Annotated in this window: 20 protein-coding genes and 3 tRNA genes; 10 read left to right on the forward strand and 13 right to left on the reverse strand. The window is 42.0% G+C overall.

Annotated features, from left to right (window positions below; translation table 11 throughout):
* Positions 1 to 2: 2 nt before the first annotated feature.
* From BR06_RS0113250 to BR06_RS0113285, 8 genes are all read left to right on the forward strand, one after another.
* Positions 3 to 1,091, forward strand: coding sequence for a flagellar biosynthesis protein FlhF (locus tag BR06_RS0113250; RefSeq protein WP_031483835.1), 1,089 nt, complete (start codon positions 3 to 5; stop codon positions 1,089 to 1,091).
* A 114-nt stretch (positions 1,092 to 1,205) separates the two neighbouring features.
* Entirely contained in the window at positions 1,206 to 2,033 is an 828-nt protein-coding gene (locus BR06_RS0113255; RefSeq protein ID WP_031483931.1) for a MinD/ParA family protein, read from the forward strand.
* Positions 1,975 to 2,766 (forward strand): FliA/WhiG family RNA polymerase sigma factor, encoded by a 792-nt coding sequence (locus BR06_RS0113260; RefSeq protein ID WP_031483837.1) that lies wholly within the window; start codon positions 1,975 to 1,977, stop codon positions 2,764 to 2,766. Before BR06_RS0113255 ends, BR06_RS0113260 begins: the two co-directional genes overlap by 59 nt.
* A gap of 10 nt (positions 2,767 to 2,776) precedes the next feature.
* Positions 2,777 to 3,160 carry a chemotaxis response regulator CheY gene (locus BR06_RS0113265; protein ID WP_031483839.1) on the forward strand — a complete coding sequence of 128 codons (384 nt, stop codon included), beginning with the start codon at positions 2,777 to 2,779 and terminating at the stop codon, positions 3,158 to 3,160.
* Between the two features lie 106 nt (positions 3,161 to 3,266).
* Positions 3,267 to 3,944, forward strand: a complete 678-nt coding sequence (locus BR06_RS0113270; RefSeq protein ID WP_031483841.1) for a flagellar basal body-associated FliL family protein — start codon at positions 3,267 to 3,269, stop codon at positions 3,942 to 3,944.
* Between the two features lie 2 nt (positions 3,945 to 3,946).
* On the forward strand, positions 3,947 to 4,270 hold the full coding sequence (locus BR06_RS0113275; protein ID WP_031483843.1) for a hypothetical protein: 324 nt from the start codon (positions 3,947 to 3,949) through the stop codon (positions 4,268 to 4,270).
* 47 nt (positions 4,271 to 4,317) lie between these two features.
* Positions 4,318 to 4,728 carry a hypothetical protein gene (locus BR06_RS0113280; protein WP_031483845.1) on the forward strand — a complete coding sequence of 137 codons (411 nt, stop codon included), beginning with the start codon at positions 4,318 to 4,320 and terminating at the stop codon, positions 4,726 to 4,728.
* Positions 4,729 to 4,736: 8 nt separating this feature from the next.
* Complete coding sequence (locus BR06_RS0113285) at positions 4,737 to 5,576, forward strand: hypothetical protein (RefSeq protein WP_031483847.1); 840 nt, start codon at positions 4,737 to 4,739, stop codon at positions 5,574 to 5,576.
* Positions 5,577 to 5,677: 101 nt separating this feature from the next.
* Here BR06_RS0113285 and BR06_RS0113290 read toward each other — a convergent pair whose 3' ends face one another.
* The 12 genes from BR06_RS0113290 to BR06_RS0113345 all read right to left on the reverse strand — a co-directional run bounded on the left by BR06_RS0113290 (position 5,678) and on the right by BR06_RS0113345 (position 16,254).
* Entirely contained in the window at positions 5,678 to 7,816 is a 2,139-nt protein-coding gene (locus BR06_RS0113290; protein ID WP_031483849.1) for a methyl-accepting chemotaxis protein, read from the reverse strand.
* A 251-nt stretch (positions 7,817 to 8,067) separates the two neighbouring features.
* A complete protein-coding gene (gene lpxC, locus BR06_RS0113295; RefSeq protein WP_031483850.1) occupies positions 8,068 to 8,994 on the reverse strand; it encodes a UDP-3-O-acyl-N-acetylglucosamine deacetylase in 927 nt (308 codons plus the stop codon).
* Between the two features lie 175 nt (positions 8,995 to 9,169).
* Entirely contained in the window at positions 9,170 to 10,033 is an 864-nt protein-coding gene (gene prmC / locus BR06_RS0113300) for a peptide chain release factor N(5)-glutamine methyltransferase (protein WP_031483852.1), read from the reverse strand.
* A 114-nt stretch (positions 10,034 to 10,147) separates the two neighbouring features.
* Positions 10,148 to 11,218, reverse strand: coding sequence for a peptide chain release factor 1 (prfA, locus tag BR06_RS0113305; protein ID WP_031483854.1), 1,071 nt, complete (start codon positions 11,216 to 11,218; stop codon positions 10,148 to 10,150).
* Positions 11,219 to 11,229: 11 nt separating this feature from the next.
* Entirely contained in the window at positions 11,230 to 12,138 is a 909-nt protein-coding gene (locus BR06_RS0113310) for a DUF1385 domain-containing protein (protein WP_031483856.1), read from the reverse strand.
* Between the two features lie 242 nt (positions 12,139 to 12,380).
* Positions 12,381 to 12,611 (reverse strand): 50S ribosomal protein L31, encoded by a 231-nt coding sequence (rpmE, locus tag BR06_RS0113315; RefSeq protein WP_031483858.1) that lies wholly within the window; start codon positions 12,609 to 12,611, stop codon positions 12,381 to 12,383.
* 197 nt (positions 12,612 to 12,808) lie between these two features.
* Positions 12,809 to 13,126: a TusE/DsrC/DsvC family sulfur relay protein gene (locus BR06_RS0113320; protein ID WP_031483860.1), complete on the reverse strand. Its 318-nt coding sequence runs from the start codon at positions 13,124 to 13,126 to the stop codon at positions 12,809 to 12,811.
* Between the two features lie 202 nt (positions 13,127 to 13,328).
* Entirely contained in the window at positions 13,329 to 15,059 is a 1,731-nt protein-coding gene (locus BR06_RS0113325; RefSeq protein ID WP_031483862.1) for a YcaO-like family protein, read from the reverse strand.
* The gene (locus tag BR06_RS0113330) at positions 15,052 to 15,777 is read right to left on the reverse strand and encodes a class I SAM-dependent methyltransferase (RefSeq protein WP_235727729.1); all 726 of its coding nucleotides are present in this window, start codon (positions 15,775 to 15,777) and stop codon (positions 15,052 to 15,054) included. Before BR06_RS0113330 ends, BR06_RS0113325 begins: the two co-directional genes overlap by 8 nt.
* A 232-nt stretch (positions 15,778 to 16,009) precedes the next feature.
* Positions 16,010 to 16,084 (reverse strand) — tRNA-Gly (locus tag BR06_RS0113335).
* A 4-nt stretch (positions 16,085 to 16,088) separates the two neighbouring features.
* Positions 16,089 to 16,163, reverse strand: a tRNA-Cys gene (locus BR06_RS0113340).
* Between the two features lie 16 nt (positions 16,164 to 16,179).
* Positions 16,180 to 16,254, reverse strand: a tRNA-Gly gene (locus BR06_RS0113345).
* A gap of 376 nt (positions 16,255 to 16,630) precedes the next feature.
* On the opposite strand from BR06_RS0113345, the gene dksA reads away from it, so the two are divergent.
* On the forward strand, positions 16,631 to 16,993 hold the full coding sequence (gene dksA / locus BR06_RS0113350) for an RNA polymerase-binding protein DksA (protein WP_031483866.1): 363 nt from the start codon (positions 16,631 to 16,633) through the stop codon (positions 16,991 to 16,993).
* 18 nt (positions 16,994 to 17,011) lie between these two features.
* On the forward strand, positions 17,012 to 18,526 hold the full coding sequence (locus tag BR06_RS0113355) for an NFACT RNA binding domain-containing protein (protein WP_031483868.1): 1,515 nt from the start codon (positions 17,012 to 17,014) through the stop codon (positions 18,524 to 18,526).
* Between the two features lie 82 nt (positions 18,527 to 18,608).
* Here the strand turns inward: BR06_RS0113355 and BR06_RS0113360 are convergent, their stop codons facing one another.
* A complete protein-coding gene (locus BR06_RS0113360) occupies positions 18,609 to 19,637 on the reverse strand; it encodes a VgrG-related protein (RefSeq protein WP_031483870.1) in 1,029 nt (342 codons plus the stop codon).
* Positions 19,638 to 19,645 lie beyond the last annotated feature (8 nt).

Consider the following 19,645-nt stretch of genomic DNA (forward strand, 5'->3'; position numbering starts at 1 on the left):
ATATGCGGGTAAAAACATTCAGAGGAAGCAGCACAGCAACCGTTTTCGCCGAAATAAAAGCGGAATTCGGAGACAGTGCAGTAATCCTCAGCAATAAGTCAGTCGAGGAAAGTGGGCGTAAAATCCACGAAATCATGGTCGGCGTTGAAGGTCAGGAAGCCCCTGTCCAGCCGCAGGCCACCAGAGATGACGTTATCGGGGAAGCTATGAATAACATCCCCGAATGGAACCAAGAATGGAACCAGATTAAAGGTCACATGATGGCTCTTCTAAAGCCGCAGATGAACCTTAACCTGCTTGCCCCCCGTCAACGCCTTGCTCTAGAATATCTCGAGCGCGAAGGGGTTGAAGGCAAAGTCATTATGAGTTTGTTTCACGAACTCAGACAGGATGCTTCAAAAGCCATTCTACCTGTCCTTGAAACCATTGCACCGGTTTGCCCTTTCGACAACGAAAACTGGCCTCAAAAATTTCACGCTCTGGCTGGCCCGCACGGAGTAGGAAAAACTTCTACAATCATCAGGCTCGCCCTGAGAGAAAAGAAGGCTAATCCGGGAGCACGTATATGCGTAGCTTCTGCAGACCAAGGACAAGGCAAAGGAAGACTTGTACTGCGGCATTACGCAGATCTTTCAGGACTTGAATTCAGAGATCTCGCAACAAGAGAAGATTTTGCAACACTCATGGGTGAAAGCCATAATTTTGACAAAGTGTTTATCGACCTCCCCGGACTTTCAGGAAATGCAGAACTCGATGCTTGGCTTGGAGTCTGCGGCCTGAACGGAGCATGCGACTTAGCTGTTCATTTGGTACTGAACCCCTACTTCGCTCCGGCTCAATACACTGCGTTTCTAAAAAAATATAAGTCTGTAAAACTGAAGAGCCTGATCTGGACTAAGCTTGATGAGTCTTGCGCATACGGTGCTTTGGTTAATATGTCTCATGAAAGTGGACTTCCCGTCTCTCTCCTCTCATACGGATCCGGACTTAGAAATAGCCTTAAATCGGCAGTTGCAAAAGATTTTTGGAGACTAATTTTTAAGCATCAGCTTCCCAAAAATGAGAAAATTGAGTTTGCAAAAGCAGTTTAGTTAACAAAATTTCGAAATTTATTAGGTTTTTAAGCAAATTAGGGCGCGATACTCGTTGCATAAAACTCGCTAGCAACGTAAACAACAGTTATTAAATATATACAGGTGATGTAAATGAGTTCTAATCTTCCCATGGTCTTTTCGGTCACCTCCGGCAAAGGAGGCGTAGGCAAGACAAATATTTCCGTAAACTTGGCATGCAACCTCAGTCGCATGGGCAAGAAGGTAATATTATTGGACGCGGACTTAGGACTGGCCAATGTTGATGTAATTCTCGGAATTGCACCAAAGTACAACCTTTTCCACCTGTTCCACGACGGGGTAGGCATCAAAGAGGTTCTTCATAGAACCGAGTTCGGATTTGATATTCTGCCTGCCTCATCAGGAATCAGTGATATGGTTTCGCTATCCACAGGACAAAAACTTGACCTACTGGATGCAATGGACCACCTCGAAGATGAAATAGATTATCTAATTGTTGACACCGGAGCTGGTATCAACGAAAACGTTCTCTACTTCAACCTTGCTGTTCAGGAGCGACTTCTGGTACTAACACCGGAGCCCACATCCCTTACTGATGCATACGCGTTAATTAAAGTGATGAAGCTGAACCACGGAGTGGATAGATTTAAAGTTCTAGTGAACATGGCACCTGATATGGCCACAGCTAAAGAGGTCTTTAAGAAACTCTATATGGCATGTGATCATTTTCTCAGCGGAGTATCGCTTGAGTTAACGGGCGTAATCCCCCGTGACCCTAAAATGCGTGATGCCGTTATTCAGCAGACACCGTTGTGCAAGTTAGCTCCCTCGAGTCCTGCATGTATGAAGATCGCGGAAACTGCAAAAAAAATTACAACATGGAAATCCACCTCCGAACTAGATGGAAATATTAAGTTCTTCTGGAAAAAACTCCTCTTCCAAGAACAGTCCGTGGCTTAAACTAGAGTCCGGTAAAACTGCTTGGGAAGATTTTTCGTCCTCTAATAAAGAGGCGATCGTACGGCATTATTCTCCAAAAATCCGTATTATTGCACTCAGAATGAAATCCAAATTACCGCAAAGCGTGGAACTTGGGGAGCTCATCAGTGCAGGAAGTATGGGGCTTGTTGAATCTCTGGGAAAATTTCGCCCTGAACTAAAAATAAAATTTGAAACTTATGCTGAAAGCCGGATCAAAGGAGCAATGCTCGATGAACTAAGGCGTTTGGACTGGTTTTCTCGCGGCCTTCGCCAGAAAGTCAAAACCATTGAAAGCAGCATAAGGGATTTGGAGCACGAAACTGGAATCAAGCCAACAAGTGAGCAAATCCAGGATGCAACGGGTTTTTCAGCGAAAGAAGTTCAGCAGGGTCTTGAGGCATTACAAACTCAATTCTGCATAAGTCTAGACGCTTTCAATGACAATATCCCTAGCAGTAGTGACGCACAATATGATAATGAGCCATACGAAGCCGCTGTTTTTGAAGAAACAGTGGACAAGGTTGCAAATCTCATTGATAATTTGACGCCAAGGGAAAAACTGGTATTATCTCTTTATTATGGAGAGGAATTGAATATGAAAGAAACTTCTGAGGTAATGGAAATTACTGAAGGAAGAGTTTCACAACTCCACTCGCAAGCTTTGATAAAATTAAAAAAAATGTACCAAGAAAAATACGATTCGGAACCTTAAGGAGAAGCTAATGGCCATTGATTACTCTATGAAAGTACTTGTTGTAGATGACTTCGCGACTATGCGCCGCATCATTAAAAACATTTTGCGTCAGATCGGATTCACTAATATTGTTGAAGCTGATGACGGAACAACCGCATGGGAACTCCTCAACAAAGACGATAGCATTGAATTTATCGTTTCTGACTGGAATATGCCCCAGATGACCGGAATTGAATTTTTGCGCAAAGTTAGAGCTAGCGAAGAATTTTCTGATCTTCCATTCTTGATGGTTACTGCTGAAGCACAGCAGGAAAACATCATTGAAGCTGTTCAGGCAAAGGTTTCAAACTACATTGTTAAACCTTTCACACCTGACACTCTCGGACAGAAAATCAACAAGATTTTTGAATAGCTGATCCAGATATTCAGCGGGTATTTAATAATCCCCGCTGAATATTTTTTACTATTCATTAGATAAGTCCTAGTAAGAGCCAAGACTTCATCAAAGGGTTACATGCATGATCTTCCTCGCAGTAGATGACAGTGACGATTCCGAGGAGGAACTCCAGTCACCTGATACCCCGAGCAAGGCCACTCAAAAGGTTGATCTCGACCTTGACGATGCCCCATTTCTTGAAGACGAAGATGACGAAGATGACCTGCCGGATGAAGAGCCGGAAGAGCTAGAAGCGCTTGAAGAGGCTCCTAAAGAGAAAAGAGCACTTCCAAAGAAGGCCATCATCATTGGAATAGCAGTTATAATTTTATTACTGACTGTAATTATTGTAAAACTATTCCTTTTCACCGACGCCCCGGAAGAGATTGCCCCTGTAGAAGAAATCACCGAAGAAGTTCCGATAGAAGCCCCTCCACCACCTCCAGAAGAACCTGGAGTTACATTGCTAAGACTAGACCCTTTCTGGGTTGAGCAGAAAGATGAGAAGGGAAACATCCGCTTTCTTGTAGCCAGATTTGCAATGACAACTACTGACGAAAAAATTGTAGGGGAGTACGGCAGAAAAACACTTATACTGCGGGATGCGGTTTACTACTACCTCAAAAATAAAGATTTGCAGTTTTTATCCGATAAGAATAATGCAGAGACACTTAAAAAAGACCTGCTTATGGTTATCAACCAATATTTAAATGCAGGTCAATTCGACACAATTTTATTTGAAAAATACCTTGTGAGGTAGTTATGCCAGGCCCAGTCGACCTTCCATTAACCATATCTCAATTGGCTAACGTCCAAAAAATTTCAAACTCCGAAATAAGCAAATCGGAGCTGCAGCAAATTCTAGTGATAAATCCTGCCGAACAGGAGCACAATAAAGATTCGCAAAAGCAGATCCAAAAAATAGATAAGGATGAAGGATCTCATCAAATTAAAGATGACGAGCAAAAAAATACCAAGCAAGAAGCCAGATCCCGTAAGAGAAAAGAAAAAGAAGAAGAATCCAAGTCTGAAGAAGAACCGAAATCGTCCCCATGGTCCGGAAACATAATTAACGTTAAAATATAATTCACAATCAAACTAAAACCTTCGGATGGCCGAAAAGCTGATTCATAATGACTATATTCCTCTTAATATTCTTCTCCATCACAGAAATTGTACTGCTTATTGCAATCATCTTTTTCTTTTTAAGACTGAGAAAATCTGAATCTCTCGTGAATCAACTTCAATCCAAGCAAGAAGAGTTTATCAACAAACTTCATTTCAACGCCCAGCTTGAAAGTGAAATTATTTCGACATTTGAACAAAGACAGCTGGAATTAGCCCATCTCGATCAATTACTTGATAATAAAACCAAGAAGCTTAAAAAAATTCTAGCGCAGGCTGAAGAGTTTTCGCGCTCCCCCCAATTTTTACGACAGATCATTATCACCGGACATAAAGAGGGTAAAAGCGTAAGCCGATTAGCAAAAGCGACAGGTTTATCCACAGAAGAAGTTGAACTTATTCTTGATCAATATAACTGATTAATAGCATGAAGATTTCAAAATACGGCAACTCAAGCTACGGCAGCAGTAATTCAGGATCATCACGCATAGATATTTTTAGAAAGAAATATAAAGTAGGCGAAGTCCTTCATGGGCGGCTTCTTAAATGGGAAAATCAAAAGCTAGGTTGGGTAGAAGTAAATGACCAGACATTGCTGGCAAACATTTCGTCATCCCCAAACCCGGGCGACTCGTTGATATTTCTTGTTGAGCAACTATACCCGGACATTATTTTAAAAGAGATAAGTGCTGATGAACTAAGTCAGGGTGGATGTTTCATTAATCCAACTGATATAACTAGAGAGTTCGTAGCAAAAAGGGCCGCTTTTGAAGCTCAATCACGAAGCATTCTTAATAAATCTTACACGCAGCATGCTGTCTCAAACACAGACAAGTTGACATATTTTTTACAAGTTCTTGAAGATGACACTAAAAGCTTAATCCTCTATTTTGAAACACTGGAATGCGTTTCAAAACTAAACAGCGCCCTAAAGCGGTCATCACTTCACTACCTGCCATGGCTCATGCCACTTGCCCTTAATCAGGAAATAGTTCTTAAAGTAAAAAAGGATTCGCAAAATCAAGATAACTCTTTTTTTGAGTTATTTTATGCATTTGATCACCCATCTTCGGCGGCACAACCAATGCGTTTCAAAATAATGTACAAGAAACCGCAATGTGGCTTTAAACTTTTAACAGATTCACTGAACCTAAGCAGGTTGCTTGCTCCTAAATTTAAAGACAATTTCCCTGAATATTTAGGTATAGAAAGAATACCCTCCCACTACGCAGGAGGCTTCCTGTCAGAATTGCTTGGGTCCCAGTAAGTAAGTTCGACAAATCCCCATTAGAACAGGCGATCTGGACATGTTTCTAATGCATAAATGGATGCTATTCAGCTAATAAATTTCTTAATTCCGAAGACTGATTAGGATTCGTTTTCTACACGAAAGACTGCGACTTCGGCCTCCAGACTATCCACAGAAGTTGAAAGCTGATCCGTTATGGACATGAATTCTTCCAAAGCATCTTTAGTCTGTATAGATGTTTCACTTAGCTGAATCATGGCTTTGCTGATTTGCTCAGCTCCTTCACTTTGATTCTGCATTCCCTCATTCACAGCTTCAAACTGAGGTGTCAGAGAGCGAACCTGATCGACAACACCAGATATTCCATCGCCCATAACTTCAACATTACTTACCCCTGTATCAACTTGCTTACGGAATTTATCCATTTCCATAACTCCTGAAGAAACAGCTGATAACATCTCTGCCACAATTTTTTCGATATCAAGAGTCGACATGGCCGTTTGATCTGCAAGCTTTCTAATTTCCCTGGCAACAACCGAAAATCCCTGTCCAAATTCCCCTGCTTTCTCTGCCTCAATTGCGGCATTTAAAGATAGCAAGTTTATCTGCTCCGATATTTTTGAAATAGAAGTTACAACAGAACTGATATTGGCGGCCTTTGAATTAATGACAGAAAGTTTTGAAAAAATACCACCAGACGCATCACGCATGGTTTCCATACTTTGACTCATAACACCAAGATCAAGAAGCCCTTGATTTGCTAGATCTGCGGTGGTAATGGCTACTCCGGTAGATTCATTCATAGTGCGGGCAAGTTCCGTAGAAGTCGCAGAAATTTCGCGAGAAGTACTCCCCAGCTCCTGAGTTGCAATAGCCTGATTTTCAACGGCGACTTCAAGCTGACCAATAGCCGATCCGAGTTTCAAAGCGGAACCGGTGACCATCTTACCAGATTGCTGCACCTGACTGACCAAAGAATTTAAAGTGTTAAGCATAGTATGAAATGACTTCACAAGATGGTCAACTTCATCAAATTTATGATTGCTGTCCTCAAAGCTCTCGAAGGAAGTGATACGCCTTAAATAATCAGGATCAATTTTATTTAGAAAAACGTTTTTAGCTTCCTTCAAATCACCTTGAGAAACATGGAATGCAACCTGAGAAACATTCTGAATTGGCAAACAAATTTTTCGAACAAAATAATAAATAAGACCAAAAGCAAAAATCAAAATAACGAAACTAATAATTCCCTGCTTAAAAACCAATGACTTTACAGGGTTATCAATTTCACGCAGTGGAACAGTTGAAGCAACGTACCACCCAAGTGGCGAAAAGAACTGAACAAAAGACTGCTTCAGCACTTCATTACCATCCCCTCTCCTCACCTTATAGTCCAACTTCCACTGCCCCTGACGGCCAACATCTTTAAGGTCGTGAAATAGTGTTTTTCCAGTATTCAAATTAATAGTATCAGCAAAGTCAGGTCCGGCGCCAAGAGGAGCAACTATCACTTTTTTATCACTGTCAAAAATAAACAATCGCCCTGTTTCGGCTAATCTTATCTGCGCGAAACCTTTTCGCATATTGTTTATCAAACTTTCTCCTTGAGCTTTTACCGACTCCTCAATGTCATCTACGTAAATTCCGGTTCCAATCATCCAATTCCACTTCGAAAAAGGCTTCATAAAAATAATTTTAGGAACGGGCTTGGTAGATCCAAGGCGAATCCATGTAATCTCCATGAATCCACCACTCTCAGAAGTACCGAGACGCTTCATCTCAGGCCCATAAACATACCCTTTTTTATCTTTATTATTAGATAAATTTTTCCCATCTAAAGAGCTATCAGGATGCGCGAGAACTAAAAGACCTTCAGAATAAATGAAAAAATAGTCATCATTAAAATATCGAGTTGTACGGGCAAGCTTATAAGCTGCTTCTTTTGCCTCTTTTTCAGTAAGTATTCCAGACTGATATAGATCGTAATAAGAATCTAACTGCGAAATAAATATTTTCATTGCATCTTTAACAGCACTCTTTCGATTGTCATACGCCTGTTTACGGTAGTCATCTATCGATTGCTTTCCTTCTTTAAGATAAAGAAGGCCCATCCGTATTGTGTTCCTAGCCGTACGCCCCTGAGCATTCATTATATCTTTTTCAAGTGTGTGATCGATGAAAAAAAGAGTAACCACAGTCGAAAGTATTATAATGATAGCAACCATGTACGAAATTCTAGTACTGATAGACCGAAACATAAAAGCTCCTTAATATTAAAAAACGCTCTAAGCGATGTAAAACGAAACTGATGCGGCTCAAATTTTGAAATTATTAACAATATGACTTAAATACGGTCACATAATAAAGCTGAATAATCTTTATTATATTTACTCTTGGATCAAGCCGAGTCAAGCTCGTTTCAGCTCAACCATATGGATATTAGACAAAAAAAAGCCCGCCTAAAGGCGGGCCGTTAATTACTTTACAATTTAGAGGTCTATTCTGGAATCTAAGCTGGAACCGGAGCAGCGTCCGGGAAGGAAATGGAGACGTCCTTCTGAGCTGCCTTCCCATGAGAAGGCTCAAGTACACGCTCCTCAATATAGTCCTCAGCGTTCGCGTAAAGGTATCGTAGGAATGAGTTATTAAGTGCGTGACCTGAAGCAAATATTTCGAAACGCCCCTGTAAAGGCATTTGCATCACAGCCATATCACCTATGAAATCTAAAATTTTATGCCTAACAAACTCATCTACAAAACGAAGACCGTCTTCATTCAAAACACCGTAATCATCAAGAACTACTGCGTTATCGAGCGATCCACCCAGTGCAAGCCCATTAGCATGAAGATATTCAACTTCTTTAAGAAATCCGAAAGTTCTGGCTTTAGCTAAATCATCGCCAAAGACTTCAGGAGTAATTTCGAGAGAAAGATTCTGTCTACCAATTTGAGGATGATCAAATTCAATTGTGTAATCAACAGCAAAACCATCGTGAGGGTATGCTCTGATATACTTGCCTTCCTGCTCAAAATTGATGGATTTAGTTATAGCCATGACTTTGCGAGGCTTTGAAAGCTCGCGAACTTCGGCCTGACGAAGGAGATAAACAAAAGGACCAGCGCTGCCGTCCATAATAGGAAGCTCATTGCCTCTCACTTCGATATGAATATTATCAATATCCATTCCGCGTACAGCGGCTAGAAGATGCTCAACAGTGGAAACAGAGTCTTTGCCATTCCCTAGAGTTGTCGCAAGCCCGGTTGCTACGACCAGATCTGGATTCGGAGTGATAAATGAACTTCCGGAACCAGTATGAAGCGAAAAAAGTATACCGGTATCTTCAACAGCAGGCCTTAATACGATCTCCACCTGCTTACCGCTGTGAAGTCCGACCCCTTTGCATCTTACTGTCTTTTGGATAGTTGTTTGTAGCATAAAATCTCCTGTTAACTTGCTTCATGCAAAGGCTATGCCTAAAATATAATAACTGCTAAGTGCCCAATATTAAAAGAAATATATAAATGTTTAATTTTTTACAACTGCAAGTAGTTGTTTTTTTACAACAAGATCAAACATACAGTGTGGTATTTTTGCAAACATGCAACAACATTCATTTCTTTTCTGCGACAACGATCCTGTCATGATTTGAAATATCTTTAACGACGGCAACATTGCCCGCAAAAAAAGGAATAGATTCAAAAATCTGAAGAGCAGTTTCGCGTTGAAGATAACCTATCTCCATAAACATACAGCCGGGAAATTTCAAAGCATCTGCAATTCGCGGAGCACTACCATGAATGAGTTCGTCGCCACCTATTCCGCCAACAAGAGCAGAAACAGGTTCATAATGCGCTACCTCTGGGCTTATCTCATACAATTCAGCATCGCTAAGGTATGGAGGATTTGCCAGCACCAGATCGAAAACTTCATTCTCTAAAGCTGGCGTAGTAAAATCGGCCTGAATGAATAACAACCGGTCATCCACTAAATGCATCTTTGCATTCCTACGAGCTATATTTAAAGCGGCAGAACTCAAATCCATCGCAATCCCGCGAGCTTTGGGAAAAAACTTTGCAACGGTTACAGCGAGAATCCCCGAACCTGTTCCAAAATCTGCAAAAAGAAAACTATCATCTTTATTGAAACGAGCTAAAACCATCTCGATGATTTCTTCAGTTTCAGGTCTCGGAATTAAAACACCCGGGCCGACCAAAAAATTAATGCCATAAAATTCTTTTTCACCAAGGATGTAAGCCACAGGTTCACCCTGCGCCCTGCGCTCTACAAGTGCATTAAATTCATCCACAGCATCGGATTCAACTGCACTGTTAATCTCCATTATCATTTTTAAGCGATCAAGCTTAAAAACCTTTTCTGCGAGTAATTGTGCAGAAAAAGCAGGAGAATCAACATCGGCTTCATTCAATTTAAGAGTTGCCGCAGAAACGACCTCTTTTAATGTGACTTTAATCATATCAGTATAACTCGGCTCTACTGGACTCTATAAAAAAAGCCCGCTCCCAATAAGGAAGCGGGCTGCAATATCAAAATACAGGGACAAAATATGACCCTGAAGAAAGCAATGTAATTAATCCGAAGCCTGATTCTTCAAAGCCTCTGACTGGTAGTGATTAATAAGTGAATCAACAAGCTCACTCATATCGCCTTCCATGACAGAATCAAGTTTGTACAGAGTTAAGTTAATTCTATGATCTGTAACTCTGCCCTGCGGGAAGTTATATGTGCGGATACGTTCAGACCTATCACCAGAACCAACCTGTTCACGACGCACTTCTGCAAGCGCTTCATGCTGCTTGTCCTGCTCCTGCTGAAGAAGTCTGGAGCAAAGAACTTTCATAGCCTTAGCTTTATTCTTATGCTGAGATTTCTCATCCTGACAGATAACAACCAGCCCACTAGGGATATGGGTAATACGAATAGCGGAGTCAGTTGTATTAACGCTCTGACCACCAGGTCCGGATGCTCTGAAAACGTCCACACGAATATCTTCAGTACGAACCTGAACATCAACTTCTTCTGCTTCAGGCATAATAGCCACAGTGATAGCAGAGGTGTGAATGCGGCCCTGAGATTCTGTTGCCGGAACACGCTGAACACGATGAGTTCCAGATTCATACTTCATTTTACTATAAATTTTAGCTCCACTGATGGAAGCTATCATTTCTTTATACCCACCTGTTCCAGTAGGATTGGAGCTGAGAATTTCGACTTTCCAGCCATTACCCTCAGCAAAACGGGTATACATGCGAAATACATCAGCGCAAAATAAAGCTGCTTCTTCTCCGCCCGTACCGGCTCTGATCTCCAGAATGATATTTTTTTCATCCATAGGATCTTTCGGCAAGAGTAAAAGCTTCAATTCCTCTTCAAGAGCTGGAATTTTGGCTTTGATCTCAGAGATTTCCATTTCGGCCATTTCTCTAATCTCAGGATCAGAGTCAGTCGCCATTTCCTGATTATCCGCAAGGTCAGCAGCAAACTGCTTGTATTCCCTGAAAACTCTAACAACCTCTCCCATATCAGAATGTGCTCGAGTCACCTTTCTGAAACGTTCCTGATTGCTATAAACTTCGGGATCACTAAGCTCCTGCTCTAAATCCATAAATGAGCGTTCTATATCTTCTAGCTTGGCAAACATTAACTTTCTCCTTAGTCCTCTTCAGTTGCTTTATTAAGAGCAGCCAAAGCAACCTCGATCTGGTCTTCATCGGGTTCATGCGTAGTTAAAAGCTGCATGCCAAGACCGGGAAGGCACATAGCACGGCAAAGAGTACTGTCGGAATGTTTAGCTGACGCTTTAATCATCTCGTAGGCAATGGCACTAACCGGAGCCATAAGAAGCAACTTGATGCCGACAATATATAAATGCTTATAAATAAAGGTCTGAGGAGACCATATTGAAAGTAGAAGAGGAACAATTATCGTAAATAATAAGATACTTACAACAAGTACGAACAGCAAAAAGGCTGTCCCGCAACGAGGATGCAGTCTACTGAATTCCTTAATCTTACACGTGGTCAATTCACCACCTGCTTCATAAGCCCAAATGACTTTATGCTCCGCCCCGTGATATTGGAAAACTCTTTTAATATCAGGAACGAAAGAGATTGCTACAATGTAGCCGAGGAACATTGCTATCTTAAAGAAGCCGTCCCAAATATGAAAACTGAGAGCATCAACTCCACCGGAATATCCCCACCATTTCATAGCTACTGAAAAGAAATGTGGAAGAACGACAAAAAGCCCCAGAGCCGCACCAAGAGCTACGACCATAGTCAAGGCAAGGTGAAAGGTCGTGAGTTCTCCATCATCTTCATCAAGAGCCTGTGTAGCGGAATAGTTGAGAGCTTTGACACCATTGACCATGGTCTCAATAAAAATTGGAAAACCACGTAAAAAAGGTTTCTTCATAAACTCTGGAGTCATGGAAAACCAAGGACGAAGTTCTACTACAATTTCACCGTCTGGACGACGAACCGCAATAGCAAGCTTATCCTTAGATCGCATCATAACGCCCTCAATAACAGCCTGACCTCCAACGGTCTTAGTGGCGGACATCAAAAGAGATGATTTCAAAGCGCTTCCTCTCTATTGGGATAAAATCCCTGATTAATTCAAGTATTTTCAGATTCAGATAGGATAATCACGCAAAATCAATCAGACAAGGGGAGATGGCGAGATTTCCCGAAATATAAGGCAATCAGGGCGGAAATTTTATTTAGAGGCACAAAAAGAAACATGCCCCTATCCCAATAAAAGGACAGAGGCATGTTGACGCGGCAATACCGCGAAAAAAAGAGCTAGTTGCCTTTAACTTTATCGGCAGCCTTGAAATCACCAAATTTCTTCTTAAAGCGGTCAATACGACCAGCTGTATCGATGAAACGCTGTTTACCTGTGTAAAAAGGATGGCAGCTTGAACAAATTTCAGTGCTAACCTCTTCACCCAATGTAGAATAAACGTCAGACTCATATCCGCAATGACAGCGAACTGTTGCCTTATAAAGTTTTGGATGGATATCTTTTTTCATTACTTACTCCTTGTCTTTGTTAACCGTGGAAACAAAGCTTGGTACCCTTACCTTAAACATTTTGCAAGGAATATCTGCTTTGATCAAAAATTTTATGTAGAAACGGTTAACAAGTCAACAATTGAGGCAACTCGAATCTAAATAAAAAAAGGCGGAACCCTAAGGCTCCGCCTAAATATTCTGCTAAAAACCGGGAGCTATACGCAACCAGTAGGCTTAGGCAGACCAGCCATCTTACAAGCCCCTTTACCAGGACCGGAAGGGAATAGTTCGTAGATGTGTTTCAGTTTGAAACCAGTTACTTTAGAAAGGATACGTACCATTGGTGCGATTCCGTTCTTTTTGTAGTAATCCTGCAAGAAGTCGAGAACTTTCTGGTGCTCTTCGTTCAATTCTTTGATGCCTTCGCCATCTTTACAGTAGTCAACCCATTCAGGTGTCCACTCTTCAAATTTCAAAAGGAAACCATCTTCATCAACTTCGAAACTTTTACCCATGAATTCTACGTTTGCCATCTTCGATACTCCTAGGAATATTTGTATTATGCTTAATCTGTGATCCGGAAAAAACCGAATCAGCCATATCCAAAAACAGCGATCCGCTGTTCACAACTTTTTAAACAACAAACCCGCAATGCGTTTTTGTTAGTAAAGCGATAATCTCTAATATGCTTTCTTGTCAATAATGAACCGAAAAAATACGCATAAAAATTACAAATTACTTCATATTTAGCATTTGTTCAAGGTGAGTTCGCGCATATTCCAGCTCTGGCTCAAGTTCAATAGCCGTGCTGAGGTACTCAATAGCTTCTTCAGTGTTCCCCATAAACTTATGACATAATCCCAAATTGGCAAGGTCTGAAGCAGAACCATTATCAATCGCAAGGGCCGATTTGAAGTCCTCAGATGCAATTGCATACTCGCCTGCCTTAAATTTAGCGACCCCGCGAAGGTTGAAAAACTCTTTAGCCTCGTTATCGAGCTCAATGGCCCTATCAAGGTAAGGTATTGTCTCAACCCAACGTTCTTCAAGAGACAAGGCATAGGCAGCGTAGAAGGCAGATAAGGCCTTCTCTTCATCTGCTGGCTGCACTTCGATAGCGAGCTTGAACATATCAGCAGCTCTACTGGTGTCACCACCGCGAAGCGCAAGCATTCCTTCAAAAAATGGAATAAAATAATCATCGTCATAAATATCAGAGATAACGTCCAGACCATCGCCAGCAATATCAATAGCGACTTTCTCGGAGAGAATGCGCCCGACAAAAAGACCTAAGCTTGCGTGAGGCGTACGCTCCCTGAAACGGAATCCAGGTACAAAGTTGTAATTCGCTGACACGCCCAGATCGGGATGAGTCGTATCAACAGTATATAAAGTGTAACCCTGATCATCCAGCCCTTTAGAAAACTGAATCAGTTCATCATAAATATCAGAATCTAAAACATTCGGTAGATCATTGATAGATGTGCTTTTACCTTTCGTAAGCCACTCAGCCTGATCAAGGTCAGTAAACTTAGGTAGCCCCGATGCCTCGTAAACACGCCCTGTTTCAAAATCTCCGGCAAGCTGAGCCACCTCTGTGAACGCTCTAATTGCGGCCTTCGAAGGACAAGAGGACGTTCCTGCAGTGAAAACAATCTCACTCATACCGGGAAATGTTGAAGGATCCCATGCGGTAACTGCAACAGTTGGCAACGGCATTCCGAGCGAAAAGTCACTTATGATGTATTTAATGCCATTATCTTCGAAACATTTGCAAAGCTTTGCAAGCACTTCATCTTCACAGGTGGCGGGATCAATGCGAGGAACTTCCAGTCTTTCACTGTCGATAACAGCGCAAACATGGCGTTCAACAAGTTCACTACCACCCTGCAAAACAGACTCTTCGGGAGTATTGCCAGCGGAGGAACCATTAAATTCATTTAGAATCTTAAACCAATCAAGCGGCACATACTCAGCTTCTCCGGTAAGCACATTTAGTGCTGGATGAAAATGCCAACGTACCAAGTCTAATATAACCCGCGCCTTAGCCGGGTCCATCTTCTCATCTACAGATTGAAGTATTTTTTCAATCGAAATAACTTTTCCAGGCCAAAGTTCTTCTGCTTCACTGTATGTCGCGAGGGTGAAATTTTCGGCATTGGACCAAAAACTGAAAAAGCTGAACCTTTCAACCAGCTCCATCAATGCTGAAGCCTCGGCTTGAGCAATGGAAGCCCCTTTCCCCATCTGCTTACGGGTGGGCATAATCTCGCGAGCTGCAGGACCGCACTCGCTTATAAAAACAGGAATTCCGAGTCTACCGGTATCAATCTTTCTGGTACAACCCAGCACTCCGTCACACTTCTCTTTGAGCAGACCTTTAACCCGGGCCACGGTTTCTTCCGGAGAAACAGCCTTATCCTGATCAGTAGTATAAACTTTAGGACACGATTTAAGCTTAATCATTGTTCAGAGCTCCCATTCTAATCAGACAAGTAATACTTTTACCACTATCCTTATTACCCGCAAAAGGAACGTCCTGTCTCATCAGACGGTATTCCTTCTTAGCTTGTTCAAAAAATGTTTTGCCAACGCGCTTCTTATCAGTTGCAAGTAAAGCTTCTGACCCCAGATCTGCACTGAGATGTTTCTTGATAAACTTAAATAATGGAATCTGGACACTCTCTTGATAGAGAAGCTCGCAACCTATTATATAATTGTAAGTGTCATCAAGATCTGTATCACAGAAATCTACCTTGCGAACTGAGACATTGCCATCAAGATTATTACGAACGGCGTTAAGACGACTGAATAACAATGCATCATCATCAAAATCAGACAAAATAACGTTATACCCTCTGCTCGCTGCGAGAAGACCACAGACGCCACCGCCCGCTCCAAGCTCAATAAAAGAGGCGTTATCGATAGGCTTAAATTTTAGGATAAACATCCCTAGAACAAGGCAAGAAGGCCATATTTTAGCCCACAAAGGCAGATCTACTTTTTTGCCACCTCTAGCTTTATCTACTAGACGGTCCAAATATGCGGGCATATCTACAACCTGAGCAATCTCAAGCTCAACACCGCCGATTTTAACTGATTCAAATTTGATTGCACCGAATTTATTCCGGGCTGCCGCAAGAAGCTCATCAAAGGTAACATCGTCTTTTAAGGCTATATTCATCAAGGATTTCCTCCTCTGAAAGTTCGATTCGATATTATGTTTACCCAAAAAGGAAGTCTTAATTTCAGACCATTTTGGTAGGAATAAATATTCTCCATGCGAAAAATGAATAATCATTAACAACCATGCGGTCAACACCTTGCCTGCAGTTGTTATAAAAAAGAGGATAGTAGCAGACAGGAAAAGAGCAAAAGAAAAGGGTCGATCATTACTGATCGACCCTGAGCTCTCATGGAGCGGGAAACGAGATTTGAACTCGCGACTTCAACCTTGGCAAGGTTACACTCTACCGCTGAGTTATTCCCGCAAAATGGAGGCGACATCCGGATTTGAACCGGAGAATGGAGGTTTTGCAGACCTCTGCCTTACCACTTGGCTATGTCGCCTTAAATAAGAAAAAAATGGAGCGGGAAACGAGATTTGAACTCGCGACTTCAACCTTGGCAAGGTTACACTCTACCGCTGAGTTATTCCCGCTCACGAAAAGCGAAACAGAAAGTAACCCGAAGGTCAAAACCTGTCAACACCTTTTTTCATATTTTTCAATTTTCTCTAAGTTACGAGATACTTGCAGTTAAGCAGAAGTACTTCATGACCCAGATCCAAAATTTGTTTTTCAAAGATTCAGCTTCACCAGCCGAGAAAAGTTTCTAGGTCAGCCCAGATCTTTTGTCAACTGTTTTACATTTTTAATTATTTATATTTTTTTAATAACTAACATCTTAATCTTTAGGTTCGGTTTCACTTTACTTTCACACCGTCTTTAGGATAAGACCTTTCATCTCTAAATTTTTTAGTGAAGTTGTCTAGGTAATTACGTAAATTCACCTTCTCCAAATGGGAGGTTACTAATATGGACCAGCAAGAATTAGGTTTTTTTCGCGAGACTTTGAATAAGATGCTCGATGATATCTTAGTTAAAGGTCGGGAAACAATTGAGGACATGAATGAATCCGGTGAAACTTACGCCGACCCTGCAGACCGTGCGACAGCCGAATCTGACAGAGCCTTTACCCTTAGACTAAGGGATAGAGAACGTAAGCTTATCAAAAAGATTCAAAAGGCTATCAAGCGCATTGATGATGGCGAATATGGTTTGTGCTTATCATGCGGAGATGACATCTCTGCGGCTAGGCTCAAAGCGCGTCCTGTTACTACTCTTTGCATCGCATGCAAAAGCAAGCAGGAAGAAGAAGAACAAAACCGCGGAGACTAATTCGCCGGACGACCCTTAATGGACGCACACTTTTTCAGGGCCCTTGCACAGGAACTTGAGATTAATCTCAATGGACGAAGGGTGGAGAAAATATTTTCTCCTGCTGATGGAGTGTGGACTTTTTCGCTCCAATCAACGGGCGGAAAAGAGTTTTTACTATTCAGGCCCGCCAAATCGGTGGGCCTTTTTTTTCTTTCACGAGTAAAACCACTTAATCCGGCAAATCCCCCTGCTAACGTTATGTGGCTTCGAAAAAGACTTTCCGGCCGCAGAATTTTTGAAGCACACCACGACTGGGTAAACTTGCGGGTAGCGTTCACAATTTCTCCAGGACGCGAGCCCGGTCGGTACAAATTCCTCCTGTTTGATTTGAAAAAAGGGGTATCTTTAATCCATGAACTTCCAGAAGACTTCGGTGCGCCAGTCCTCTGGCCCTCTTATGCTGAAATAAAAGACACACCCGAAATCTGGAAGGAATTCCCACAGATATCTCCTCCACTTCGTAAAGCCATGGACAGACTCTCTCCGCCAGAAGCGCAAACATTATTGAACAATCTTGAAAGTGGTACGTTTAATTCATTTTATATCTCAACAGATATCAAAGATGAATTCGCTCCTCCGCGCGTTTGGCCGCTAAAGGGCTCCGCCCAGCAAAAGATAGGTTCTGCCATCGAGGCCTCATCTCTCTATGGAGAAAAGGTTTTATTTCCAACCATGGAAAAGCTGGAAAATTCCGAAGATAAAAGCGCACTAAAGTCCGGCAAAAAGAAATTTAAGCGGGTAATGAATCGAATTGAACAAGAAGAAGACAGGTTACGAGATCTCTTAAAAAGAAAGATTGATGCGGAAGCCTTACAAGCGGAAATGTATCGCATCAAACCTCTTAGAGCTCTAGAGAAAATAACCGTAAATCATCCTGAACAAGGTGAAATTGTTGTCGCACTTGATCCGCTCCTGACTCCTATGGAGAACATGACCCGCATATTCAAGTTTGCAGCTAAAGCCTCGAGAGGGCTAAAGCATATGGAGCGCAGACGCAAAGAAGTGGAAGATGAACAAGACGTTTTCCTTAACCAGAACCTACTCCCTCCATCCAGCAAAGATAAACAGAAAAAAAATATCGCTATTCCTACAAAATATAAGAATATCGCAGTTGCCTTATTTGTTTCATCTGACGGATTTCTCATAATCAGAGGGAAAAACAGCAAAGCGAATCACGACATACTGGGTAAAGTATCGTCGGTATTTGATTACTGGTTCCACGTTGAGGGCGGACCGGGGTCTCATGTAATTTTAAAAAGAGATCATCCAGGACAGGAAGTCCCCGAAAAAACATTTGAAGAAGCCGCAACGCTCGCAGCTCTGAAAAGTTACAAGTGCAACGATTCAAAAGCAGAAGTGATGTGCGCGCTTGTGAAGGATGTTCGCAAAATAAAAGGCGGAGCACCAGGACAGGTACTAGTCGACAACGTAAGTAAAACTTTGCACGTAGAGATAGATCCATCCCTAGAAGAATCACTCGCAAAGAAATAATTTTCCCTAAGTATCGCTAAAGTCGCATCAGAACTCTACGCTATTGCAATCTTAGTTGAAATATTACCCACGATTAAATATCTTACGCTGTCTTTGACATAGCGGAATCGCCAAGCATTGAAAGAACCATATTCTGTTCTTTAGTTAGCCTGTTGGCGACACTATCCTGCACAGCTCCAGTCGATGAGCCAAACTGCCCCTTACGTTCACCATAAATTTCTTTAACAAGATCAGCAGGGAAGCCTTTTTCCTGCGCCTGAGACGATAGATTCTCAATAGCACGGGAAATTAGATTTGATGCACCCGTTGCGCCATGCTGAACGGAAGTACTCCATAGCACCTCGCGAAGCGGCGCAGGCAGCTTATTAATATCTATCCCAGTCTTAGCTAAAATCTTTTTAGCAGCGGGATCATAATGACTCCCCTGTATAAAATCATGTTGCAGTTTTTCAAATGCAACAGGGTCACTTGCGGCTATTTTACGCCACTCGTCGGGCATTTTGCCATTCTTAGAACCTGTATTAGCTGGACCGGACTGCTGCAATTTTTCTGCAATATCAGGAGCCTTATCCTTTAAGAAAGACAAAAATTTGTCCATGGTTCCGGTATTTGATGCAATTTGATATTTTCCATAAGACGTTCCGCCCACGCGATCATACCCGATAGCGGAGACCCCTTTTGAACCGGACTCAAATTTAGCTGAAAGATCCCCCATAACATTTGGAGAAGTCGCTTTATTGACAGTTCCAAAATTTGGAGGAGTAATTGGAGATTTGTACGCATTAATAGCAAAAGGATTCCGCTGACCGAATCCGCTTTTATGTAACCCTTTAACTGAGTTAAGGGCTGTAAGCGCTTCAAGCATAAGGGCATTGTTCATAGCCCCCATATCCATCCCCTGAGCAGAATACTGTTCGTCGTCCCCGCCACCAGAAAACATACGGGTAGCCATTGCCATTTCCATGTCAAAAGAACCGGCCTTGTTTTTCAAGGCGTCCAGGTTCGGGGTAGCACCACTCTGCCCCGGCATAGAGCCCGCCATAGAGCCGATTCCAGGGGTGTTGCCAAGCATTTTCATTACCGTTGCGATATTATCGTTCACATTGGTCATGGTTATTC

This window comes from Maridesulfovibrio frigidus DSM 17176, assembly GCF_000711735.1.
GTDB lineage: Bacteria > Desulfobacterota > Desulfovibrionia > Desulfovibrionales > Desulfovibrionaceae > Maridesulfovibrio > Maridesulfovibrio frigidus.